13 protein-coding genes are annotated in these 25,367 nt (G+C 68.1%); 4 read left to right on the top strand and 9 right to left on the bottom strand.

What is annotated here, in order from left to right:
* Positions 1-191 precede the first annotated feature (191 nt).
* A complete protein-coding gene (locus EO170_RS01660) occupies positions 192-1,250 on the top strand; it encodes an NAD(P)-dependent alcohol dehydrogenase (RefSeq protein WP_126942022.1) in 1,059 nt (352 codons plus the stop codon).
* 182 nt (positions 1,251-1,432) lie between these two features.
* On the opposite strand, the gene EO170_RS01655 is transcribed toward EO170_RS01660, so the two are convergent.
* The 4 genes from EO170_RS01655 to EO170_RS01640 form a co-directional block, all read right to left on the bottom strand.
* A complete protein-coding gene (locus tag EO170_RS01655; RefSeq protein WP_126942020.1) occupies positions 1,433-2,521 on the bottom strand; it encodes an acyltransferase in 1,089 nt (362 codons plus the stop codon).
* A gap of 671 nt (positions 2,522-3,192) precedes the next feature.
* Positions 3,193-4,674 carry an FAD-dependent oxidoreductase gene (locus EO170_RS01650; RefSeq protein WP_115675515.1) on the bottom strand — a complete coding sequence of 494 codons (1,482 nt, stop codon included), beginning with the start codon at positions 4,672-4,674 and terminating at the stop codon, positions 3,193-3,195.
* 129 nt (positions 4,675-4,803) lie between these two features.
* Positions 4,804-9,276, bottom strand: coding sequence for a glutamate synthase large subunit (gltB, locus tag EO170_RS01645; protein ID WP_126942018.1), 4,473 nt, complete (start codon positions 9,274-9,276; stop codon positions 4,804-4,806).
* A 202-nt stretch (positions 9,277-9,478) separates the two neighbouring features.
* Positions 9,479-9,859, bottom strand: coding sequence for an I78 family peptidase inhibitor (locus tag EO170_RS01640; protein WP_104586236.1), 381 nt, complete (start codon positions 9,857-9,859; stop codon positions 9,479-9,481).
* Positions 9,860-9,918: 59 nt separating this feature from the next.
* Between EO170_RS01640 and EO170_RS01635 the strand changes: the two genes are divergently transcribed.
* Positions 9,919-11,220: a DNA topoisomerase IB gene (locus EO170_RS01635; RefSeq protein ID WP_241236711.1), complete on the top strand. Its 1,302-nt coding sequence runs from the start codon at positions 9,919-9,921 to the stop codon at positions 11,218-11,220.
* 2 nt (positions 11,221-11,222) lie between these two features.
* Here EO170_RS01635 and EO170_RS01630 read toward each other — a convergent pair whose 3' ends face one another.
* Together EO170_RS01630 and EO170_RS01625 are read right to left on the bottom strand one after the other, a co-directional pair.
* Positions 11,223-11,786, bottom strand: coding sequence for a methyltransferase domain-containing protein (locus EO170_RS01630; RefSeq protein ID WP_241239373.1), 564 nt, complete (start codon positions 11,784-11,786; stop codon positions 11,223-11,225).
* 894 nt (positions 11,787-12,680) lie between these two features.
* Positions 12,681-13,025 (bottom strand): hypothetical protein, encoded by a 345-nt coding sequence (locus tag EO170_RS01625; RefSeq protein WP_016901594.1) that lies wholly within the window; start codon positions 13,023-13,025, stop codon positions 12,681-12,683.
* 276 nt (positions 13,026-13,301) lie between these two features.
* Between EO170_RS01625 and EO170_RS01620 the strand changes: the two genes are divergently transcribed.
* Positions 13,302-14,183 carry a pirin family protein gene (locus tag EO170_RS01620; RefSeq protein ID WP_104586233.1) on the top strand — a complete coding sequence of 294 codons (882 nt, stop codon included), beginning with the start codon at positions 13,302-13,304 and terminating at the stop codon, positions 14,181-14,183.
* 227 nt (positions 14,184-14,410) lie between these two features.
* Positions 14,411-15,025 (top strand): NAD(P)H-dependent oxidoreductase, encoded by a 615-nt coding sequence (locus tag EO170_RS01615; protein WP_126942014.1) that lies wholly within the window; start codon positions 14,411-14,413, stop codon positions 15,023-15,025.
* 204 nt (positions 15,026-15,229) lie between these two features.
* Here the strand turns inward: EO170_RS01615 and EO170_RS01610 are convergent, their stop codons facing one another.
* The 3 genes from EO170_RS01610 to EO170_RS01595 form a co-directional block, all read right to left on the bottom strand.
* Positions 15,230-16,177, bottom strand: a complete 948-nt coding sequence (locus EO170_RS01610) for a LysR family transcriptional regulator (RefSeq protein WP_104650095.1) — start codon at positions 16,175-16,177, stop codon at positions 15,230-15,232.
* Between the two features lie 421 nt (positions 16,178-16,598).
* Positions 16,599-16,820: a hypothetical protein gene (locus EO170_RS01600; RefSeq protein ID WP_104585956.1), complete on the bottom strand. Its 222-nt coding sequence runs from the start codon at positions 16,818-16,820 to the stop codon at positions 16,599-16,601.
* Positions 16,817-25,345 (bottom strand): glucoamylase family protein, encoded by an 8,529-nt coding sequence (locus EO170_RS01595; protein ID WP_206513965.1) that lies wholly within the window; start codon positions 25,343-25,345, stop codon positions 16,817-16,819. Before EO170_RS01595 ends, EO170_RS01600 begins: the two co-directional genes overlap by 4 nt.
* Positions 25,346-25,367: the final 22 nt, after the last annotated feature.

Here is a 25,367-nt window from a genome sequence, read left to right as displayed (position 1 = left end):
CACGCCGGCAACGGCGATTTGATCGCGTACAAACACCTGCAGGGCGCACCATGCCGCTGCGGTCGCGTCCGCAACCTGACAGGCAAGACGCACTGTCGCAGGAGTGCGACAGGCACCTGACTTAAGCTACAACACGATTTCTTTTGTCGTCCGCACTGTCGCGGGGGACGTCACATCCCGGAGTCTTTCCCATGAGTCAAGCCCACGCTTACGCCGCACACACTGCCGATCAGCCGCTTGCACCATTCGTGTTCGAACGACGCGCGCCCGGCCCCAACGATGTGCAGATCGATATTGCCTACTGCGGCGTGTGTCACTCGGATCTGCATACTGCACGTAACGAATGGCAGAGCACACGCTACCCGTCGGTGCCCGGCCACGAGATCGTCGGCCGCGTCACTGCGGTTGGCGATGCGGTCACCGGCTTCAAGGTCGGCGACCTGGCCGGTGTCGGCTGCATGGTCGACAGCTGCCGCAGCTGCGCGTCCTGCCAGGAAGGCGAAGAGCAGTATTGCGAGCAGGGCTTCACCGGCACCTATAACGGTCCGATGTTCGGGGGTGGCGAGAACACATACGGCGGCTATTCGGACCACATCGTGGTCGATCAGAAGTACGTGCTGCGCATCTCGCACAGCGACAACCTGGCCGCCGTGGCCCCGTTGCTGTGCGCCGGCATCACCACCTATTCGCCACTGGCGCACTGGAAGGTCGGTCCCGGTCAAAAGGTGGGCGTGGTCGGTCTGGGCGGCCTGGGCCACATGGCGGTGAAGATCGCCAAGGCGATGGGCGCCACGGTGGTGCTGTTCACCACCTCCGAGAGCAAGCGTGCCGATGCGCTGCGCCTGGGCGCCAGCGAAGTGGTGATCTCCCGGGACGAGGCGCAGATGGCTGCGCAGACCAACACGCTGGACTTCATCCTCAACACCGTGGCCGCGCCGCACAACCTGGACCCGTTCCTCAATGCGCTCAAGCGCGACGGGGCGATGGTGCTGGTGGGCGTGCCCGAGGAATCGCACCCGTCGCCGAGCGTGTTCAACCTGATCATGAAGCGCCGCACGCTGGCCGGTTCATTGATCGGCGGCATTCGCCAGACCCAGGAGATGCTGGATTTCTGCGCCAAGCACAACATCGTCTCGGACATCGAAACCATCCGCGCCGATCAGATCAACGAGGCCTATGAGCGCATGCTCAAGAGCGACGTGAAGTACCGCTTCGTGATCGACATGGCCACGCTGGACAAGGCGGCCTGATGGCCCGACCTGCCGCCTTGTCACAGGGCGGCAGGGCGTCGCCGGCGCTGCGCTCGGCCCAGGTGATGCTCGCGCGCATCACCTGGGGTCTTGCACCGCAGGTGGTGCGTGACCGTACGACATCGGTCGTAATCAGTTGGATCGATGGCGCCGGTGAGCGGCACCATCGGCACGCAGGCCCACTAGGCGGACACCGGTGAGCCGTGCAGCGTGCCGACGGCAGGCAACGCGCTGCGTGGGCGGCGGACCGGCATCGGTGCGGAGAACAGCAGGTTCAGCGCAGGCAGGCGGCCGGGCGCGCGCAGCAGGCACAGCACGGCCGGGACCAGTACGCCGACCCCCGACAAGGCAAAGAACAGCACCGCTCCCTCGTCGATCCAGCGCGGCAGCAGATAGGCCAGCACGATGAAGGGCGGAAAGTGGCTCAGGTAGAACACCACCGAGTTGCGGCCCACATAGCGGATCGCCTGCGCGGCCGGTTGCCGGTTCGCCCACATCGCCACAGCGACCAGCAGTGGCAGCGCGATCACCACCAGCGGCAGGTAGCCGATCCAGATGCCATGCAGCGCGGTGAGATTGGCGATCAGCACGATGGCGCACAGGCTCAGGCACGACAGCGGCCAGATCCAGCGCGGCGCCTGCCGCAGCAGTGCCGGCACCCGGCCGGCCAGCAGCGTGCCGATGTAGAAGAACGCAAAGTAATAGAACGGATCTGCGCCCTGGCGCAGCAGCGGACCCAGGCAGACCGAGCCCAGCACGGTCGCGGCCAGCACCAATGGCGGCGGCAGCCGACGCAGCAAGGGCATCAGCACCAGGAACACGAACAGGTAGAACAGGAACCAGGTCAGCGCCACGTTGCCGACCGCGATCTTGCCCAGATCCAGCCAGGCGATGGGTTCGGCCTTGGCCAGCACCGAGCCCGCCTCGCGCAGGGCGAAGATCAGCACCGACCAGAGCAGGTACGGGTACAGCACGTGCCGCAGCTTGCCGCCAAGGTAGGGCGCGATGCCCTTGTCCAGCCCACGCGCGACGAACAGGCCCGACAGCAGGAACATCAGCTGCATGCGCAGCGGTGCCAGCGAGCGGTTGAGGTGCTCGATGGACAGCATCAGGGCACTGGCTTGCTCGGTCGCGCCGCTGCGCAGTTCCGGGTAGGCATCGAAGGCGAAGCCATAGGCGTGCAGCACGATCACCATCAATACGCTGGCGCCGCGGAGCCAGTCCACCCAGTCGTCGCGTCCATGTTGGCTGGTAGCGAGTTGCTGCGTCATGAGGTTGCTTCCTTGGTGAGGCCCACGGCTTCGCCGCCGCGTGGCGCGGCGACACGTGAACGAGGTCTGGAGTCCACGGCGGCGGCGTTGCCCGCACCCGGGATGGAACCGACTGCCGTCACTGCCCGGCACCTCCAGGTCGGCGCAGAACGTCCTGCGCGTCGGGGGGGATTGATTGGCCGGTGCTACATGGCGACAGAAGATATGTGACTTAAATCACACTTCCATAGGGGGTGCAATCGTCGAGGCTGCAGATCGCGACAGCCCTGCGGGCATGCCGATTGCGGGCGCTGGCGTGCGTGCAGCGCGTCAAATGGCGGCCAGACGCTTGCGTCTGCCGCCACCGCGCACCGGCCGGCGCGTGTTGAGCGCAGGGCCAATGGCGGAGCCACGTGGTGTGTTCGTCGCGCGCTGCGGGTTGGACCGGACACGCCCGTGCGGAGGCGAAGCTGGCTTGCGCCTGGAGGCGCCTAGAGGCGTCCGGCGGCGTGGCAGGCAGGTGCGCGCCTGGCCTTGCGCCAGGCGCAGGCGATTACTGCGTCGCGCATGCGGGCGCTTTCCCGCGCCGTGGATACGCTGCAACGAGCAGCGTTATCCAGTCTTGCCGCGCAGGCCGCATGTGGCTTGCCTGCAGGCAACGCGACAGCCAGCGCCGGGCACCGAGCCCACGCTCAGGCGGCGGCCGGTTCCTTGACCTGCGCCTTGACGCCCAGCAGCTGCACGATGCTGCCGGCCGCGTCGCGGCCTTCGGCCACGGCGGTGACCACCAGGTCGGCGCCACGCACGCAGTCGCCACCGGCGAACAGGCGCGGGTTGCTGGTCTGGTAGGGCAGGCGGCCGTTGTCATCGGCCGGTGCGACGATGCGGCCGTTGCTGCCGGCTTCCACGCCCTGCGAGGCCAGCCAGTCGGGCAGGGTCGGCGAGAAGCCGAACGCGATGATCACCACGTCCGCTTCCAGCAGCGATTCGCTGCCTTCCACCGGCACCGCGTTGCGACGCCCGCTGGCATCGGGGTCGCCGAGCCTGGTCTCCACCACGGTGACGCCGATGGCCTCGTCGTCGGCGCCGGATTCGATCGACAGCGGCTGACGGTTGAACAGGAAACGCACGCCTTCCTCGCGCGCGTTGGCGACCTCGCGCGCCGAGCCCGGCATGCTGGCCTCGTCGCGGCGGTACGCGCAGGTGACCTTGGCCGCGCCCAGGCGGATCGCGCTGCGCACGCAGTCCATGCCGGTGTCGCCGCCGCCCAGCACCACCACCCGCTTGCCGTTGAGATCGGGCAGCGCCATCTGGTCTTCCCAGCCGGCGATCGGCCGGCCGTGCGGGTCGTTGCCGCTGACGATGCGGCTGTTCTGCACCAGGAACGGCAACGCCGGCAGCACGTTCTTCAGGTCCTGCCCGGGCAGCCCGCCATCGGTGTAGCGGTAGGCGCCGGTGCCCAGGAACACCGCGTCGTATTCGCCCAGCAACTGCTCGATGCTGATGTCGCGGCCCACTTCCACGCCCAGGCGGAACTGCACGCCCATGCCTTCGAGGATCTCGCGGCGCTTGCCGATCACCGACTTGTCCAGCTTGAAGCTGGGGATGCCGAACTGCAGCAGCCCGCCGATCTGCTCGTAGCGGTCGTAGACCACCGCCTCGATCCCGGCACGCACCAGGCGGTCCGCGCAGGACAGGCCGGCCGGGCCTGCGCCGATCACCGCCACCCGCCAGCCGCTCGGCTGCACATTGCCCAGGTCCGGGCGCCAGCCCATCTTGAACGCGGTATCGACGATGTATTTTTCCACCGCGCCGATGGTGACCGCGCCGAATTCCTCCAGCGTGCAGCTGCCTTCGCACAGGCGATCCTGCGGACACACCCGCCCGCACACTTCCGGCAGCGGATTGGTGGAGTGGCACAGCGCGGCGGCTTCTTCGATGCGGTTTTCCTGCACCAGCTGCAGCCACTGCGGAATCGCGTTGTGCACCGGGCATTTCCAGCTGCAATACGGATTGCCGCAGTCCAGGCAACGGCCGGACTGGTACTGCGCGTCGGCCTTGTCGAACTTGCCGTACAGCTCGCCCCAGTCACCGGAGGTACGCAGCTCCACGGGAATGCGCGTGGGCATGGTCCTGGGCAGGTCGAGGAATTGGAAGGCTTGCTTGCGGCTCATAAAAGAAATCCGTGGCTGATTCCCTTCTCCCGCGTGCGGGAGAAGGTGCCCCGAAGGGGCGGATGAGGGTTGCGGGCCACCGGCCCTCACCCCCGACCCCTCTCCCGCGAGCGGGAGAAGGGAGCACGACTAGGCGGCGCGCCGCAGCGACTCAGTCAGCGACTCGATGCTGGCGGCCTTGGGTTTGACCAGCCAGAACTTGCCGATGTAGTCGCGGAACTCGTCCAGGATCTGCTGCGCCCAGATGCTGCCGGTCAGCTCGCGGTGGCGGCTGATCAGGGTGTGCAGGTGCTGGCGATGGTTCTCGAAGCCCTCGGCGGAGACGCGGTGGATGTCGATCAGCTCGTGGTTGTAGCGGTCCACGAAGTCGCGTTCGATATCCAGCACATAGGCCAGCCCGCCGGTGAAGCCGGCGCCGAAGTTCAGGCCCACCTTGCCCAGCACCAGCACCACGCCGTCGGTCATGTATTCGCAGCAGTGGTCGCCTGCGCCTTCCACCACCGCCAGCGCACCGGAGTTGCGCACCGCAAAGCGCTCGCCGGCGCGGCCGGCCGCGAACAGCTCGCCGCCGGTGGCGCCGTACAGGCAGGTGTTGCCCACGATCGGCGTGCTGCGCGCCTCGAAGCGCGCACCGCGCGGCGGACGCACCACCAGCCGGCCGCCGGCCATGCCCTTGCCCACGTAGTCGTTGGCCTCGCCTTCCAGCTCCAGCTGCAGGCCACCGGCGTTGAATGCGCCAAAGCTCTGCCCGGCGGTGCCGCGGAAGCGCAGGTTCAACGGCGCATCGCTCATGCCGTGGTTGCCGTGCACGCGCGCAATGGCGCCGGACAGGCGCGCGCCGATCGAGCGGTCGGTGTTGTGGATCAGGAAGCGATGGTCGCCGCCGGTCTTGTTGGCGATCGCATCGGCCAGCAGGCCATCCATCTGCGTGGCCAGGCTGTCGGGCGATTCGTACAGGCGCTGGGCCGCGCAATGGCTGCCGTCGTAGCGCGCATGGGTGAGCAGGCGCGACAGATCGACCTTGACCCCGGCACGCGGCGAGACCTCCAGCTGTTCGAGCAGGTCGGTGCGGCCGACGATGTCGTCCAGCGACCGCACGCCCAGGTAGGACAGCCACTGGCGCACTTCCTCGGCCAGCAGACGGAAGAAATGCTCCACGCGCTCGGGCAGGCCGGTGAAGTAGTTCGCGCGCAGGCGCTCGTCCTGGGTGGCCACGCCGGTGGCGCAGTTGTTGAGGTGGCAGATGCGCAGGTACTTGCAGCCCAGCACGATCATCGGCGCGGTGCCGAAGCCAAAGCTGTCCGCACCCAGCAGCGCGGCCTTGACCACGTCCAGGCCGGTCTTCAGGCCGCCGTCGGTCTGCAGGATGGTGCGCTCGCGCAGGTCGTTGGCCACCAGCGCCTGGTGCGACTCGGCCACGCCCAGTTCCCACGGCACGCCGGCATAGCGGATCGAGCTGACCGGGCTGGCGCCGGTGCCGCCGTCATGGCCGGACACGGTGATCAGGTCGGCGCCGGCCTTGACCACACCGGCGGCAATCGTGCCGACGCCGGCATGCGCCACCAGCTTCACCGACACCAGCGCGGTCGGATTGACCTGCTTGAGGTCGTAGATCAGCTGGGCCAGGTCCTCGATCGAGTAGATGTCGTGGTGCGGCGGCGGGCTGATCAGGCCGATGCCGGGCTTGGCGTAGCGCAGCCGCGCGATCAGTTCGTTGACCTTGTGGCCGGGCAGCTGGCCGCCTTCGCCGGGCTTGGCGCCCTGGGCGACCTTGATCTGCAGCACTTCGGCGTTGACCAGGTATTCCGGGGTCACGCCGAAACGGCCCGAGGCCACCTGCTTGATCTTGGAGCGCTTCTCGGTGCCGTAGCGGGCCGGGTCTTCGCCGCCTTCGCCGGAATTGCTGCGCCCGCCCAGACGGTTCATCGCAATGGCCAGTGCTTCGTGCGCCTCGGGCGACAGCGCGCCCAGGCTGATCGCGGCGGTGTCGAAGCGGCGCAGCACATCGGCCGCGGGGGCGACCTCGTCCAGCGGGGTCGGGGTCGCGGCACGCTTGAGCTGGACCAGGTCGCGCAGCGTGGAGGCCGGGCGCGCATGCACCGCGTCGACGTACTTCTGCCAGTCGCCGGCATCGCCGGTGCGGGTGGCGCGCTGCAGCGTCATGACCACGTCGGGGTTGTACATGTGGTACTCGCCGCCGTGCACGTACTTGAGCAGGCCGCCCACTTCCGGCTTGAGCTGGTCGTTCCAGGCGCGTGCGGTGAGCTCGCGCGCCTCGGTATCCAGCCGTGACAGGCCCACGCCGCCGATGCGCGCGGGCGTCTCGGCAAAGCACAGCTCCACCACGTCCGGGTCCAGCCCGACGATCTCGAACAACTGCGCGCCGCGGTAGCTGGCGATGGTGCAGATGCCCATCTTGGAGATGATCTTGGACAGGCCCTTGTAGATGCCCTTGCGGTAGCGGCGGCCGATCTGCGACTGCTCGCCGCCCTTGCTCAGCTGCAGGATGCCGCGCCGGCCCAGGTCGAACAGCGTCTGGTAGGCCAGGTACGGATACACCGCGGTGGCGCCGAAGCCGAGCAGGCAGGCCATGTGGTGCGCATCGCGCGCGGTGCCGGTCTCGATGATCAGGTTGACGTCGCAGCGCAGGCCCACCTTGCACAGGTGGTGATGCACTGCGCCGGTGGCCAGCAGCGCATGCGCCATTGGCCGGTCCGGCACCGGGTAGCGGTCCGACAGCAACAGCATCACCGCACCGGCGCGCGCGGCCGCTTCCACTTCCTGGCAGATGCGTTCCAGGCCGGCCTTGAGGCCTTCCTCCACGCTGTAGGACAGGTCGATCAGGCGGTTGCGCTCGACGTACTGCTCCATCTTCAGCAGCTGGCGCAGCTTGCGCTGGCTGAGTACCGGCGAGTTGAGGATGACGTGGTTCACCGTCTCCGCGCCGGCATGGAAGATGTTGGTTTCCTTGCCGAGCTGGGTGGTGAGCGACATCGCGATGCCTTCGCGCAGCGGGTCGATCGGCGGGTTGGTGACCTGCGCGAAGGCCTGGCGGAAGTAGTCGTACAGCGGCCGGGTCTGGCGGCTGAGCACCGCCATCGGGGTGTCGTCGCCCATCGAGCCGGTGGCTTCCTGCTCGGTCTCGGCCAGCGGGCGCAGGATCTGCTCCACTTCCTCGGTGCTGAGCTGGAACAGCTTGTGGTAGCTGCGCAGGGTCTGCTCGCTGAAGGGTTCTTCCACCAGCGAGGGGTCGATCAGTTCGGTCTGCAGGTAGGTCACGCCCTGCTGCAGCCATTGCTTGTAGGGTGCGCGCGCACGGTTGATGCGGTCGATGGCGTCCGAATCGAGCAGGTCGCCGCGCTTGAGATCGATCGCCATCATCTCGCCCGGGCCCAGCTTGCCCTTGCGGGTGATGCGCTCGGCCGGCAGTTCCCACACGCCGGCCTCGGAGGCCACCAGGAAATGGCGGTCGGAGGTCAGCATCCAGCGCGCCGGGCGCAGCCCGTTGCGGTCGAGCATGCAGGCGGCATAGCGGCCGTCGCAGGCGACGATGCCGGCCGGGCCATCCCAGGGCTCGGTGTTGAGGCCGTAGAACTCGTAGAAGGCGGCCAGGTCGGCGTCCTTGAACTCCAGCGACTGGGTCGCCGGCGGCACCAGGATGCGCAGCGCCTGCAGCAGGTCCATGCCACCGGCGATCAGCAGCTCCAGCATGTTGTCCAGGCTCTGCGAATCGGAGCCGTGCATGGAGATCACCGGGTCGAACTGCGCGATATCGAAGCGCGGGGTCTGCCACACCTTGCTGCGCGCCTGCGCCCAGCGGCGATTGCCTTCGATGGTGTTGATCTCGCCGTTGTGGGCGAGCAGCCGGAACGGATGCGCCAGCGGCCAGCGCGGCAGCGTATTGGTGGAAAAGCGCTGGTGGAACACGATTGCGCTGGAGGACAGGTCGCTGCGCTGCAGGTCCGGGTAGAACGTGCTCAGCTTGTCCGGCAGCACCATGCCCTTGTAGCTGATGCCATTGGGCGACAGGGTGGTGACATAGAAGTCCGCCACCTCGCGCAGCACCTGCTCGGCGCGGCGGCGCGCCAGAAACAGCGCCAGGGTGAAGCCGTCCTCGCTCTGCTCGGCACCGGCATCGACAAAGACCTGCTCGATGCGCGGCAAGGTGTCGCGCGCCAGCTGGCCGCACACGCTGTCGTCGGTGGGTACTACGCGCCAGCCGCGGAAGTGCACGCCGGCGGCGTGCAGCTGGGTTTCCAGTTCGGCACGGCAGCGCGCCGCATCGCTCTCGTCCAGCGGCAGGAACACCACGCCGGCCGCGTAGCGCGTGCCCACGGTGATGCCGGCGTCGCGCGCCAGCCCGCGCAGGAACGCATCGGGTTTGCGGATCAGCAGACCGCAGCCATCGCCGGTGAGTCCGTCGGCCGCCACGCCGCCGCGGTGGGTCATGCGCGAGAGTGCCGCAATCGCGGTGTCCACCAGCGAGCGGGATGGTTGGTCGTCCAACTGGGCGACCATGCCAAAACCACAGGCGTCGCGCTCATCGCGCGCGCTGTTGTAGAGACCGTAGTCGTTGAGCCCTTGGCGAGTGCGGGGGGCCATGTCTGCCTCTTTGCGATCTGGGAGAGCGGCGACGACGTTGCAGCGCTCGATCCGTGGAGCGTTTCGAAGAGGTCACCGGATGATCGACTAGACCACAGTTGATGCGGTGCCGCAATACACCGTTACAGCTGCAACGAGGGCGGCCGCGAGGCCTTGTGCCAGCTGGCTCGGCGCCTGTTCGCCAACAGGCGCCAGGTGGCGCTCAGCCGCAACGCACCGAGGCGATCACGTTCTTGGCATCCACTTCCAGGTTGAGCCGCTCGCCGTTGAACTCCATCGTGGTCATCTGGCCGGGTTTGAGCACGCGCACCGATTTGGCGCCGGCATCGGTGCGGGCCTGTTCGCTCACCGCATCGGTCAGCGCCTGGCCCACCAGCGACTGCACCTGGGTGGCATCGCAGCTGCCGATCGGCGGTGCCTCGGGCGCGGCGGCCGGTGCCGGTGCGGCGGCTTGTTCGGCGGCTTGCTGCGCCTTGGCGGAGACGGCTTCCTGCTCGTCCGGTTGCGGCGAGCCGCAGGCACTCAATGCCGCCAGCACGACCAAGGTACAAGCCAGGCGGGCGGTAGGCAGGACAGCGCGCATCGATAACTCCAGCACAGTGAGGGGAAGCCCAAGCATAAGCAGAAAACCTGCTCGCGGGCATCGCTTGCCCACATGGCGTTGTCGCAGCGTTGACGCGGCCTAGTCCCGCCCGGCCCAACAATCGGTGCCTGTCCTTCGATCCGTGCGCAATGAAAGCCAAACGTGTTCTTCGCAATGCCGCAGCCACCGCCAGTGCGGCCGGCAAGCTGGCCTCCGTTGCCGCCGGCGCGGTGGCCGCCACGGCCGCGGTGGCGAGCGTGGCCGCGGTCGCGCAGGCCAAGGCCACCGCGCGCGCGGCCGGGCTCACCTACGTCAACGATCAGCAGCCCGGCATCAGCCGCCGCAAGGCCGGCAAGAGCTTCAGTTACCGCAGCGCAGACGGGCAGCGCGTGGCCGATGCGGAGACCTTGCAGCGCATCCGCGCCCTGGCCATTCCGCCGGCATATACCGAGGTGTGGATCTGCGCCAAGCCCAACGGCCATCTGCAGGCCACCGGGCGCGATGCGCGCCGGCGCAAGCAGTACCGCTACCACGCCGATTGGGCGCAGGTGCGTGGCGAAGGCAAGTTCGAACGGGTGATCGCTTTCGGCCAGGCGTTGCCCAAGCTGCGCCGCCGGCTGCGTCGCGATCTGGTCCTGCCGGGCTTTCCGCGCGAGAAGGTGCTGGCGATCGTGGTGGCGTTGCTGGCCGACACCCTGGTGCGCGTGGGCAACGCCGAATATGCGCGCAGCAATCGTTCCTACGGGCTGACCACGTTGCGCAACCGGCATATGGAATTCCTGCGCGGCGGGCGTGCGCGGCTGAAGTTCCGCGGCAAGAGCGGCCAGGATCACGATATCGAAGTGGACGACAAGCAGCTGGTCAAACTAATCCGCGAATGCCAGCAATTGCCGGGGCAATCGCTGTTCCAGTACCGCGATGACGACGGCCAGCTGCAGCCGGTGGATTCGGGCGAGGTCAACGACTACCTGCGCGAGGCGATGGGCGAGGATTTCACCGCCAAGGATTTCCGCACCTGGGGCGGCACGCTGGCCGCGCTGCAACGGCTGGCGCGCCTGCCGCTGCCCGAGCGCATGAGCGAACGCGCGCTGACCCAGGTGCAGAACGATGTCATCCGCGAAGTGGCCAACGCGCTGGGCAACACGCCCTCGGTATGCCGCAAGGCCTACATCGACCCATGCGTGTTCGAAGGCTGGCGTGCCGGCCACTTGCAGGCCATGGCCACCGGCGTGCGCGGCGAGCGCCAGTGGGAAGCGGCCACGCTGCGCTTTCTGACCGACTCGCGCAGCAAGCCAGGCAAGACCAGCAGCAAACCCCGCAAGGCGGCCGGGGCGCGCCCGCGCCGTGCAGCATCGGCCTGAGGCTATCGCCGACAGGCGCGATGCTGGATGCGGTAGGTCGTCGCAGGCGGCACGTTACGGTAGGTGCGCCCGATCCTGACGGCCTCCAGATCCAGCGCGTCGAGTATCTGCGCCGGAACCGAGCACTTGAATCCGTAGGTAAACAAGTACAGCCGGCCGCCGGGCTTCAACTGCTGGAAGGCGCCACGCAGGATCGCGGCCACCTGATGCGCCGGCATGTTCAACAAGCCAAGGCCGCAGACCACGGCATCGACGCAGGCTCCATCGATGCGGGGTACCGATTCGAGATCGGCAACATCCATCTGCAGCAAGCGTGCGTGTGGAAAGCGCTGCCTGAGCAACGCGGAGAAGGTGGCGTTGTATTCGAGCAGGATGAGGTTCTTTTCCCGCACGCCCTTGTCGATCATTGCCTGAGTGAACACGCCGGTGCCCGGCCCGAGTTCGAGAACGCGGCCGGTCTGTTCCGACAACTCGGATGTGATGACGGAGGCGAGTGCGCGTCCGGAGGGGAGTATCGCGGCAACGGAGCAGGGTGCGGTGAGCCATTCGCGAAAAAACGACGTCATATACGAACGAGCCATCTATCCTCACAACATTGAAAGAGTTCGTTCAAACCGTAGCTGCGCATATCGGTGCAAATGCGCGATCGTGCGAAAAACAAGGCTAAAGCAAGACGCTGTCCGCCGTCTGTCCTGACTGCGAATCGGCCACGAGAGTTCAGGTTCTTATCAGCATTGGCGCCATGGCAAGGCCACGTTGGCACTGCACTGATGACGTCATCAAAGAGCAGGTGTCTGGGCGATCGTCGCTGCAGGCGATGGCCTGGTGCAGCGCGCCGCGCTTGCACGAACGCCTGCATTGCACAGGTGGGCGACAGCCAAACTGCGCGGTGGGCACAGCGCGTCAATCGTGCAGACGCTGCGCACCGACAGCAACGATGGCGCATCGTTGCGTGTGCACGCCGGACAACTGGCAGGTCATGCTCGGGTGTGCAGGCACGCGCGCATCCAGGCGATTTGCACGCACTGTCCAATTGACGCGTGCCATCGCACGATGGTCTGGCGTCGTCATCCGGCGTGCGGTGCTGGCAATGGACAGCAGGCCGGGCGAGATCAGCCGCCACGGCCGGCAGCGCGATCGCGCTGAGCGCCGATCCCTGGGGAGCTGTCATGGCGCCGACCAAGGCAGATGCCTGCATCCGGCCGCCGCATCGAACATGTTGCTGATCCACTAAAGCTTGATCAGCACCGTGGCGACGAATGGCGACATGCTGCCACCTGCCGCACCGGCGGCTGGGGCCAACGCCAGTTCCGTCAGCCCATGGGATAGCGCCCAGCGGCGCGGTTGGCCGGTTCGCCAGCGTGGGGTCTGGGCGTGGTCCGGCAGTTGCAGGCAACGTGGTGCCTGCGCCCTACGCGTGGCCGCCCGAGGTGGGGCGGCCACGATGCCGGGGGCCAGTCTCAGCCGCAGTAGATCGCGGTGATGTTGTTGTTCGGGCCGGTCTCGACGGTGAGGTGATCGCCGCCGCTTTCGCTGGCGCCCTGGGCCGGGTCAGCCAGGCCGCTGGCAGTGGTGCCGCCGGTGGCGCGCTCGCCGCGGCGCACGCTGACCTGCAGGCTGTCGCTGTCCACACGCGCCCGTTCGATGGTCTGCGCTGCTGCGGCCAGGCCGACAGCGCCGCGCACCTTGTCGATATGGCACTGGCCGGAGATGGCCCCGTCGATGGGCTGCACCTGCGCAACCTGGTTGGAGGCACAGGCCGAGAGCAACAACACGGCAGCGAGCGGGGCAAGGGTGCGGATCATCGGGGGTCTCCAGCGGAAGAATGTGGCAAGCGTGAAGAAGCCGTTGTTGGCGTGGCATGAAGACTGCGCCGCAGGCGCGGTGCCAGACGCACCATGCCTGCCGCTGCCCGGGGCGCTGCGCCGGGCCGTTCTTGCGTGACCCACAGTGCTCGCCTGCGATTACTTCGATTTCTGGACGACTCCACTCCACATCTTCCGGCTAGTCCATCAATCGGCGGATCTTTACTGTGTGCCTCACGGGGCCGCGCCCCACCACCCGCCGCAAGGAGATCTGGCATGCACGCACAACTGGCGACCGCCGACACCGCTCAGCCGCAGCACACGCCTAGCGTGCTGGGCGCGCCGCGCCCGGTGGTGTTCCGCACCCGCGGCAGCAGCCGCGGCCCGATCACCCGGCTGATGAGCCCGGGCGACCTGGGCCAGCTGGTCAAGCCGTTCGTGTTCCTGGACCTGTTCACCGTCGAGCCGTCGATCGGCGGTGCGCCGATGGGGATGCACCCGCATTCGGGCATTGCCACGCTCACCTACCTGATGAGTGGCCAGCTGGGCTACGAAGATTCCACCGGCGAACAGGGCATCCTGCCGACCGGCGGGGTGGAGTGGATGCGTGCCGGCAACGGCGTCTGGCATGACGGCGGGCTGGCCGGCCAGGCCACGGTTAAGGGCTTCCAGCTGTGGGTCGCCTTGCCCGCCAGCGAAGAAAATGCCCCGGCGCAAAGCCTGTATCTGTCGCCCGACGATGTGCCGGTGGCCGGCCCGGTGCGGGTGCTGCTAGGTCGCTACGGCGCGCTGGAAAGCAGGATCCCGGCGCCGGCCGACATGACCTACCTGGGCGTGCAGCTGCGCGGCGGCGAGACCTGGCGCTATGTGCCGCCGGCCGGTCACACGGTGGCCTGGATCGCGGTGCACGGCGGCCAGCTGGAAGCGGCCGAGACCATCGGCAGCGGCCAGATGGCGGTGTTCAAGGATGCCGAGCAGGCCATCGAGGTGGCGGCGGTGGGGGCGACCTCCTTCGTACTGGGCTCGGCGGTCAAGCATCCGCACGCGCTGGTGATGGGCCACTACTCGGTGCACACCAGCGAGGCCACGCTGGCGCAGGGGGAGGCGGAAATCCGCCGCATCGGCGAGCAGTTGCGCGCGCGCGGCCGCCTGGCCTGAGCCCGACGCCAGCGGCCGGCCATGCATGCTGCCGTGTGGCCGGCGCACAGCGCGCCGGTTGCCAGCCACACCGGCGCACTGCCGACGCTTCCCAGGGCGGTAGACCTCCCAACCGGCGCGCCTTCGGCAGTTCATCTCAATCACCACCTCCACCACGTCGATGCGTGTGCGCCTGCGCCACGCGTCGCCGGACCCCTCACTTCCCACACGTTTCCAAAGGTACCGACATGAAACTGCTCCATCTCGATTCCAGCATCCTCGGCGCTTACTCGGCCAGCCGTCAGCTCTCGGCGGCCACCGTCGCAAGGTTGCGGTCCGGCGACAGCGATATCGCGGTGACCTACCGCGATCTGGCCGCCGAGCCGCTGGCGCATCTGTCCGGCGCGCATCTGGCGGCCCAGCAGAATCCCACCGGCGACCAGAGCCCGGCACTGGCCGCTGAACTTGCCACCAGTGCGGCGGTGCTGCAGGAGTTCCTGGACGCCGACACCGTGGTGATCGGCGTGGCGCTGTACAACTTCACCATCCCGACCCAGCTCAAGGCCTGGATCGATCGGGTGCTGGTGGCCGGCAAGACCTTCCGCTACAACGCGCAGGGCGTGCCCGAAGGGCTGGCCGGCAACAAGCGCGTGATCCTGCTGGTGGCGCGTGGCGGCTTCTATGGCGCCGGCTCGCCGATGGCATCGCTGGAGCATGCAGAGAGCTACATGCGCACCGCGCTGGGCTTTGTCGGCGTGCACGCCCCCGAGGTCATCGTGGCCGAAGGCCTGGCCACTGGCGCAGACGCCCGCCAGGCGGGGATTGCCAGCGCCCAGCAGCAGATCGATGGGCTTGCTGCCTGAGTGATGTGGCGGGCGATGCGTGCCGGGGGCATCGCCCGCGCTGGCGATCATGTCATCGGTTTGCGCGGTGCCGATCTTTCACACGTGCCGACACTGCACGAGCGGACAGCGTGCCGCTGGATGGACCACATTTCGCGCGCATGCTCGGTGCGAAGACTGGATCGAATCAAGGCGTTGAAACCGCTGCACTCCGCATCGCCACGCTCACCGCACGCCCGGCATGGCGACGCTGTTCGCCAAGCCAGTCACCTCTTTGCATTCAGCCGCATTCAATCGCGTCGTCACGGCCTGGATGAACGCCGACACCGCGCGCGGCAGATGGTGCCGGCTTGGATACAGCGCATACAGGCTCTGGCCCTTGCGTTGAAAATCCGGCAACACCACGGTCAGGCGACCTTCGTGGATATCGGGCCAGGTGAGCGCCTGCGGCAACAACGCGATGCCGAGCCCGGCCACCGCCGCAAGCCGCAGCGCGCGCGCGGTGGTGGCAGCCATGCGCGCCTGCACCTGGACGTCTTCGGCAAGCCCGGACGGGCCGACCAGGGTCCAGGTGGCGTACCCGCTCGGATGCGGGAAACTGAGGCAGTCGTGCCGCGGCAATTCATCCAGCCGCAGCGGCCTGCCGCGTGCCTGCAGGTAGCCAGGGCTGGCCACCAGCACATCGTTGGTGTCGGCCAGGATCTGGCGGCCGACATAGCCCAGGTCCGTCACCACACCGCCCCGGAAGGCCACATCGATGCGCTCGGCGATCAGGTCGGCCTTGGCGTCGCTGAGCACGAACTCCAGGCGCACGCGCGGATGCGCGGCGAGAAATTCGCCCACCCATTCAACGCGAAAGAAATCCAGGAAATCCGCCGGCGCCGCCACCCGCACCAGGCCGGCCGCTTCCTCGCCACCTGCCACCAGGCTCTGCCCGGCAGAGGTCAGCCCGTCCACCGCGTCGGCGCAACGTTCGTAAAAGGCCTGCCCGGCATCGGTCAGGGTGAGCTTGCGGGTGGAGCGTTGCATCAGGCGCGTGTCCAGCTGCGCTTCCAGCTGCTGCACGCGCCGGCTGACGCTGTTGGGCGCGGTGCCCAGGCGGCGCGCGGCCTCGGCAAAACTGCCGCTGCGCACGACCTGCACGTACAGCGCAATGTCATTGAGATCGATCACCAGCGGCCTTGGCAGGTGCAAACGCGGAGTCTAAGCGTGCTGGCTGCGCGCAGTCGATCATGACGGCATCGAGTGCTGTATGCGGCAGCTGTGGCTGCAGGGCCCTTGCCCGCCCACCATCGCAGGACACGCCGCAAGTACGTCCTTGTAGGCTCCGGCGCGGCATCCATGCCGCTCAGGGTCCCGCGACGGTGAGCGGGCAAGGACCCGTCGAGAGGGTCGATACGCAAAGTAAGAGCAGTGCTGGGTGCGCCTTGTTCAATCGTGAAGCATCGGCTCCACGTCTGATGCACACCGCACGAGAGACAGCTTTCAGATGAGCGCCGACCAACTGTCTGGTGCGGTGTCCTTGCCGGTTGCGGGACCGTGTGGCGGCATGGATGCCGCCACCGAGCCGCCGCCGTGGAGATTGCCGCCGCGCTTATTGCGCGCGCGTCAGTCCGTGACGGTGCAGCAGCTGCCGCAGGCGGCGCTGCACCCGCTGCAGGTCCGCCTGGTCCGCCTCGTCGAGAATGCCTTTGGCCAAGGCATCGAATTGCGGCCAGAACTGGCTGGGGTCGCGCACCCGCTGCGGCCAGACCGACAGCATCTTGCCCAGGTCGGCGAGTTGATGGCTGGTATGGGTATGTCTGCGTGTGCTCATGTCGCGTCCGCCGGCCAGTCCAGTGCCACAGCGTGAACCGCGCCGTCGTCAACCAGGGTGAAAGCCAGCTCGGCCTGGGTCACGCCGTCGATCTCCAGCCGTGCCTCGATGCCCGGGCGTTGGGTGACGTCGATGACATAGGTGCTGCTGCCGAAGCGATAGCGCAGCTGGTAGCCCGGCCAGCCGGCCGGGATGCACGGCACGATGTGCATGCGCTCGCCGTGGCGCTGCAGGCCGAGCAGCGATTCGGTCAGCAGCCGGTACATCCAGCCGGCCGCGCCGGTATACCAGCTCCAGCCGCCGCGGCCGGCGTGCGGTGCCACCGCGTAGACATCAGCGGCTAGCACATAGGGCTCGGCCTTGTAGCGTTGCATGCCGGCCGCGTCGCGGGCGTGGTGGATCGGGTTGATCAGGCCGGCCAGTTGCCAGGCGCGCGCGCTGTCGCCGCGGTGGGCAAAGGCCATCGTCGCCCACACCGCCGCATGCGTGTACTGGCCACCGTTCTCGCGCACGCCGGGGACGTAACCACGGATATAGCCGGGGTCGTGCCCGGTGCGGTCGAACGGGGGCACCAGCAGCTTGACGATGCCGGCGTCGGCATCCACCAGCTGCTGGTGCATCGCGTCCATCGCCTGTGCACTGCGTGCCGGATCCATCGCCCCGGACAGCACCGCCCAGCTCTGCGACAGCGAATCGATGCGGCATTCGTCCGAATCGCTCGAACCCAGCGGCGTGCCGTCGTCGAACCAGGCCCGCCGGTACCACTGCCCGTCCCAGGCGTGCTGCTCCAGCGCGGTGCGCAACGCCTGCGCCTGCGTGCGGCAGGTTGCCGCGAAGGCTGCATCGTCGCGCTGTGTGGCCACGGCGGAAAAGCGCAACAAGGCGTCGTAGAGGAAAAAGCCCAGCCACACGCTTTCGCCCTTGCCGTCCTTGCCGACCCGGTTCATGCCGTCGTTCCAGTCGCCACTGCCGATCAGCGGCAGGCCGCGCTCGCCCAGCCGTGCCATGCCGCGCTGCAGGGCGAGCACGCAGTGCGCGTATAGCGACTGCACGTTGCCGGTGATCTGCGGCAGGTCGTAATACGATTCCTCGTCGGGCTTGAGGGCGCGCCCGTCGATGAAGCTCACCCGCTCGTCCAGCACGCTGGCATCTGCGGTGACCTCCAGATAACGGCACAGCGCCTGCGGCAACCACAGAAAATCGTCCGAGCACTGCGTGCGCACGCCGCGGTCCTGCGGCGGATGCCACCAATGCTGCACATCGCCCTGCGCAAACTGATGCGCAGCACAGCGCAGCAGATGCGCGCGGGCCAGCGCCGGCTGCGCGTGCACCATCGCCATGCTGTCCTGCAGCTGGTCGCGGAACCCGTAGGCGCCACCGGACTGGTAGTAGCCGCTGCGCGCCAGGAACCGGCAGGCAATGGTCTGGTAGAGCAGCCAGCCGTTGGCCAGCAGGTCCACCGCCGGGTCGGGCGTGCGCACCTGCACGCTGCCCAGCACCTGCTGCCAGTGCGCGCGCACCGCCAGCAAGGCGGCCTGCGCGGCAGCGACGCCGCGGCTCTGACGTGCCAGTGCCAGCGCGGTGTCGCGATCCACCGCCGCGCCCAGGCGAAACACCGTTTCAAAGCTCTGTTCGGCCGCCAGCGTCACCGGAATCTGGATCGCCGCGCACGGGTCCAGGCCGGCACCCACGCGCCCGGACAGGCGCTGCCGGCTGAGTGCAGCAGGCGCGGCCAGGCTGCCGTTGCGCCCGATGAATTCGCTGCGGTCTGCGGTGATGCTGCGGCTGGGCGCATCGGCATCGAAGAATGCCACGCGCCCGTCGAACTCGGTGTTGTACGGGTTGCGCGCGGTCAGCACGCTGCTGCCCAGGTCCACCTCGCTGACCACATGCAGCTGCGAGCGTGTGCGGATGTCGCCCAGCACCCATTCCACATAGCCGGTCACGCTGAGCCGGCGCGGGCGCCCGGACAGATTCTTCAGCCGCAGATGGCTGAACTTGATCGGCCGTTCCACATCGACGAACACCCATAGCTCGCTGCCGATGCCGTGTTCGATATGGCTGTAGACGCTGTAACCGAACCCGTGGCGCACCGTGTAGCGCGCGTTGCCGCGACACGGTAGCGCCATCGGCGACCAGACCTGGCCGGTGTCTTCGTCGCGCAGGTAGAACGCCTCGCTGGAGGCATCGCCGACCGGGTCGTTGTGCCACGGCGTAAGCCGGAATTCGTGCGCGTTCTCGGCCCAGCTGTAACCGGGGCTGCTGTCGCTGACCACCGTGCCGAAGTGCGCATTGGCCATCACGTTGCACCAGGGCGCCGGCGTGGCCGTGCCCGGGTCCAGGGTGATGCGGTATTCGCGGCCGTCGGCAGCGAACGCGCCCAGGCCGTTGTCGAATACCACCGCTTCTTCGGCTGCGGCCTGCAGGGTGGTGTCCAGGTAGGCGGCGTGCGTGCTGCTTGGATAATCGGCGCTGTCCAGTTGCTGGATGGGTTCCAGCGCCGGCGGCAGCGCGCGTGCGCTGGGGTGGCGTTGCAGCTGCGCGTCCAGGCTGCCGTTGGCATCGCTGAGGATCGCGCGCGCCACGGTCTGCAGCAGCACGCGGTCTTCCTGCGAGATGTGTTCGATGGCGCGCACGAAGATGCCGCCGGGGCGGTCGAGCACATTGGCCTCGGGGTCGGCGGCGATCAGGCCCAGGATGGCGTCCTGCAGCGATTGCCGATAGCCGGACTGGCTTTCGTTCCAGATCACCAGATCCGCGCGCAGGCCTTTCAGGCGCCAGTACGCGTGCGCCTGCACCAGCTGGCGCACCAGCTCCAGATTGTCCGGGTCGGTGATGCGCAACAGCACGATCGGCAGGTCGCCGGAGATGGCGTGACTCCACAACGCCGACTGGCCGCGATGGTTGTGCAGCAGCACCTCGTTGTCGGCGCGCAGTTGCGGGTCCACGAACAGCACGCGCGCGGCCAGCCGCTCGTAGCGCATCGCATCGTCCAGCGAGGCATTGATCTGCCGGCGGGTGACCTGGCTCTGGGTCAGCGCCAGGTCGAACACGCGATCGGCCAGACGGCGGTCGCGGTACTTGTCGATCAACGCGGTGCAGGCCGCGCGCTGTGTGCCGACGCCGTAGACCATGTCCACCTGCGCCTGTTGGTCCGGTGCCAGCGAAATACGGCAGCGGATCGCCACGATCGGGTCCAGCACCGAGCCGGCTGCGCCGGACAGGCTGGCCTGACCGTGCAGCGCCAGCGGATCGCGGGTGCTGCGCCCGCGCCCGACAAACGCGGCGCGGTCGGTCTCGTAGGAGATCGACGCCACATCGGCATCGTGCACGGCCACCAGGTGCAGCATCCACGGCTGCGCCTCGTCATGCCCGCGCGGGCGCCGTGTGCACAGCAGCGCCTGTTTGTCGGCCAGGATCTCGGTCTGCACGAACAGGTTGCTGAAGGCCGGATGTGCCTCGTCGGCCTGCGCCGGTGCCAGCACCACTTCGGCATAGGTGGTGATTTCGATCACGCGCGTCTGCCGCGAGCGGTTGCGGATGCGCAGCCGGCGCAGTTCCACGTCGTCCTCGGCGGAAATGGCGATTTCCAGATGGCTGTCGTAACGCTGGTGGCTGCCCTTGAACTCAGCCTTGGCCTCGGAAAAGATCGCCTCGTAGCGCTCCACCGGCACGCAGGTGGGCTGGTGCGCGGCCGACCACACCATGCCGCTGTCCACATCGCGCAGGTAGCAGAACGTGCCCCAGTGATCGCGGGTGCCGTCCTCGCGCCAGCGCGTCACCGCCATGTCGCGCGCGCGGCTGTAGCCACCGCCGGCCGAGGTCAGCATGCCGTGGTAGCGCCCGTTGGACAGCAACTGCAGCGCCGGCTGGGCCAGGCTGGGGTCGCGATGGATGCGCAAGGCCATGCCCGCCTCGGCGGCCACCGGGCGTTGCGCCGCGTCGGCCAGGCCTTTGACGTAGACGCCGGCGCGCGGTGCACGCTCCTGCAGCAGCAATAGCGTGGCCTGGAACTGCGGGTCGGCGACAAAGCGCCGCTGCATCGGCGCATCGCGCAACACGTGGTCCAGCGCCAGCAGCGCCATGCCCTGGTGATGCGACATGAACGAGCGCACCAGCGCGTGGTGTTCGCCACGCGGCACCCGCGACGGGGTGTAGTCGATCGCCTCGTACAAGCCGAAGCGCCCGCCAAATCCCAGCGCCTGCAGCTGCTGCAGGTTGCGGCAGGCCGCATCCGGTTCGACCATCAGTGCCATGGCGCTGGCATATGGGGCGATCACCAGGTCCTGGCCCAGGCCGCGCTTGAGCCCCAGGCCGGGCACGCCAAAGGCGCGGTACTGGTAATTGCGCCGCGTATCGACCGTGTTGTAGCCCGATTCGGACACGCCCCACGGCACCGCGCGCGCGGCGCCGTAGCGGATCTGCGCCTGCACCGCGCCGCGCATCGAGCGGCTCAGCAGCGTCTGCGGGTAGCTGGGCATCACCAGATCGGGCATCAGGTACTCGAACATCGAGCCGCTCCATGACAGCAGCGTCGGTTCGGCGCCGGTGTCGGTGAGCGTGCGCCCGAGTGCGAACCAGCTGTCCTGCGGCAGCTTGCCCTGGGCAATGGCCACGAAGATCCCTAAGCGTGCCTCGGAGGCGAGCAGATCGTAATGCCCGCTGTCCAGGCGGTGGTCGTCGACGTTGTAGCCGATCGAGAGCAACTGCTGGGCGGGGGTGTAGAGGAAGTCGTAGTCCATCTGCGCCAGTTGCCCGGCGATATGCGCAAGCCGTTGCAGCTCCTGCACGCGTGCGGCGGCCCAGGTCTGTACGCCAGGTGTGTGGTGGCCGGCGGCGAGTTGGCGCAGCGTGGCGACGGCGGCGCCAGGCGTCTGCGTTGCGTGCGCATCGGTATCGGCAGGCGTGCCTGCACAATGGACCACCTCGGCCAGGGCGGCCGCACAGCTGTCGATCAAGCGTTGCGGCCACGGCTCGTCGTCGTCGCTGCCCGGCATCAGCGCCAGGAGCGTGTGGCTCTGCGCCAGCAGCAGGGCCAGCGCCTGCTCGGCCTGGTGCAGGTTCGGCGCGGGCTGGCTGCGGATGCGCTGCGCGCTCTGCGCCATTGCGTCCAGCGCCTCGGTGGCGGCGTCGCTGCGTGTGCGTGCTGGCGATGCCAGCAGGCCCAGGATGTCGGCCAGGCCATCGAATACGGCCATCGACACCGCCGGTGCATCCACCAGCGCCAGCAGCCCTTGCCGCAGCGTCAACAGATGCCCGACCAGGTTGCCGCTGTCCACGGTGGAGACGTAGCGCGGCAACAACGGCACCAGCGTTTCGGTGTCGTACCAGTTGTAGAAATGGCCGCGGTAGCGCGGCAACGTTTCCAGCGTGGCCAGGGTATCGGCCACGCGGGTCATCGCGCCGGCCACCGTCAGGTAGCCCAGATCGTAGGCGGCCAGATTGGCCAGCAGGCCCAGGCCGATATTGGTCGGCGAGGTGCGGTTGGCCACCACCGTGACCGGATATTCCTGCACGTTGTCCGGCGGCAGCCAATGATGCTGCGCCGTGCAATGGCTCTCGAAGAACGCCCAGGTTTGCCGCGACAATCCACCCAGGAAGGCGCGCTGCTCCTGCGACAGCTGTGCCACCGGCGCGGCGGGCTGCTCGCCCAGCCAGGCCATCAACCAGGGCGCGCCCATCCACGCCAGCCCCAGCGGCAATGCCGCCCACAGGGCCAGCGGCGACCACCAGGCCACCGCGGCGATCACCAAGGCCGCACTGCAGGCGGCGCCGGCCATCAGCTGTTGCTCGGCATTGCCGCTGCGCGCGCTGCGCTCCACTTCGCTGGAGGGCGCCCACTGCAACAGGTGGCGCCGGGTGATCGCCATCCGCACCAGCGTGCGGGCGATTGCCGACAGCTGCAGCCCCGCTTCGAATGGCAGGCAGGCCAGCACCACGCCGGTGCGCAGCAGGTGCTGACGCAGCCCCATCCCGACCTGGCGCGCGTGATGGCGCAGTCCCAGGCCCTCGGGCGGATGCGCCAGCGCATACAGCGCCGAACACAGCCCCGGCAGCAACCACAGCACCAGCAGCCACAGCGTCCAGCGCAACGGGGTGGGCGAGACCAGCCAGCCGATCACCAACAAGCCCAAGGCGGCCGGTGCCACCAGGCTGCGGCGCAGGTTGTCCAGCAACTTGCCGCGCGATAACCATGACAGCGGATTGCGCGCGCGTCGGCCGCCACGGTCGGGCACCCACGGCAACAGCCATGGCAACAACTGCCAGTCGCCACGCACCCAGCGTGCGCGCCGCTTGGCATCGGTGGCATAGCGTTGCGGATGCCGTTCGTACAACCGCACGTCGCTGAGCAAGCCGGCGCGCACGTAGCAGCCTTCCAGCAGGTCATGGCTGAGCACACGGTTGTCGGGGAAGCGGCCGGCCAGCACCTGCTCGAAGGTGGCCACCGCATAGATGCCCTTGCCGATGAAGGAGCCTTCGCCGAACAGATCCTGATACACGTCCGACACCACGCGGGTGTACGGGTCGATGCCCGGCTCGATGCCGAACATGCGCGCAAACCGCGATTCGCCGCCCTCGCTCATGCCGGTGCCCAGGCCGGGCTGCAGAATGCCGTAACCGGCCTCGACGATCTGCCCGGACGCATCCATGCGCGGCACATTCAACGGATGCGACATCGCCCCGACCAGCGCGCGTGCCGCATCCCGCGGCAGGTGGGTGTCGCTGTCGAGCGTGATCACATAGCGCACCTGCACCAGCGCGGCCACATCGCCCTGCACCTGCAGGAATTCGCTGGCTGCCTGCAGCCGCGCGTCGTCGGCGCACAGCAGGCGGTTGAGCGCCTCCAGCTTGCCGCGCTTGCGCTCTGCGCCCATCCAGCAGCCCTCGCCAGCGTTCCACTGGCGTGCGCGGTGCAGCAGGAAGAAACGGTCGCCGTGCGCATCGGCATAGGCCGCGTTGAGCCGGTCGATGTGCTGCGCCGCATGCGCCACCAGCGCCATGTCTGTGGGCAGCACCGCCTGCCCGGCATCGAGGAAATCGGTGAGCAGCGCGAAGTACAGCTGCGCGTCGCGGTTGGCCAGGTAGTGCACCTCCAGCGCGCCGACCAGCTCGTCGATGGCCTCGTGGTTGGCCAGCATGCTCGGCATCACCACCAGCGTGCGGCAGTCGGGCGTAATGCCGGCGCGCAGGTCCATGCGTGGCAACGGACGCGGGCGCACCCACAGCGTTGCCACCCAGTTGACCAGCGCAATGCCCAGCTCGCTGGCGGCCAGCAGCGCGATGCCGGCGGTGATCCACCGCAGCATTGGCGGCGCTGCACTCACGCCCTGCAGCAGCACGCCGGTCCATAGCAACGCGACCGCTGCGATAGGCAACAGGTAGACCGGCAGCGCAACGCGACGCGCGCGTGGGCGCAGCGGCGCCGGCGTGCCTGATGCGGCTGGGTCGCGCAGCGCGGCACGCAGCCGCGGCAATCCCGCATCCACCAGGTAATAGCCCACGTGGCTGGCCACCGGCGTGGCGGCATCGGCGTGCGCGGCCAGCTGCAGCACCGCCTCGGCCACGGCCGGCTCGTCGCGCTCCAGGCGCTGCGCCAGCTGTTCCACCACATGCCGGTAGCTATCGCGGGTATGAAAATCCATGCGTGCGTAGACGTCGGCCGGATCCTTGCGCAGGCTCTGCTCGACCACGCTCATGGCCTCGACGAAGTCGCGCCAATCCATCTCGTCCAGGAACCGCAGGCTACCGATGCTGTTGCTGATCGACACCTGCTCGGCTGCCTGGCGCTGGCTTTCGGCGTGCACCAGCGCTTCCACACTGTGGCCCTCGCTTGCCAGCCATTGCTCCACCCAGGCGCTGGCCATCGACAACACCGGCCCGCGGCCCTGGATGCCGCGCGTCAGCTCGGCCACGAATGCACCGGTGGCCGGCGGCTGCGAGCGTGCCAGGTCGGCCACCACCACCACCACATCCTTGGGCTGGGTGGCGGCAGTGGTGTTGAGCAATGCCGCCCAATGCGCCGCCAGGCTGCTGTCGCGTCCATCGTGCATGATGTCGTCGGCAATGCGGCGCAGGTTGTCGATCAGCGCCAGCCGCAACATGATCGGAATCGCCCACAACTCGCCGAGCTTGAGTGGCACCACCTGCTGGTAGGCAGCGATGAAACGGCTCAGCGTGATGACATCCACGCGCCCGTCGCCATGCGCCACCACCTGCAAGCCCAGCTCATACACGCGCGGCAGGCCCACCGAGGTGGGCGTGCGCAGACGCGGCAATTGCCGGCTGTAACCGGGCGGAAGATGCTGGCGCGCCAGGCGCATCTGTTCTTCGACCAGATAATAATTGTCCAGCAACCATTCGCCGGCCGGGTGCAGCTGCACGCCATCGGCCGCCATCTCGCTCAATCGTGCAGCAGTGCTGCCAAGCGAGCGCTGGTTGGATTTGAGCTGCGCCAGCAGCAGCTCGCGCGTGGGCCCGGTATGCAGCACATGGGCTTGCGCCAGCGCCTGTCCCAGCGCTTGCATCTGTTCGTCGCCGAACAGGGCC

This window comes from Xanthomonas sp. BRIP62409, from assembly GCF_003992965.1.
Taxonomy (GTDB): Bacteria; Pseudomonadota; Gammaproteobacteria; order Xanthomonadales; family Xanthomonadaceae; genus Xanthomonas; species Xanthomonas euroxanthea.
The sequence above is the reverse complement of the archived record's forward strand: the minus strand, read 5'-3'. Positions and strand labels throughout refer to the sequence as shown.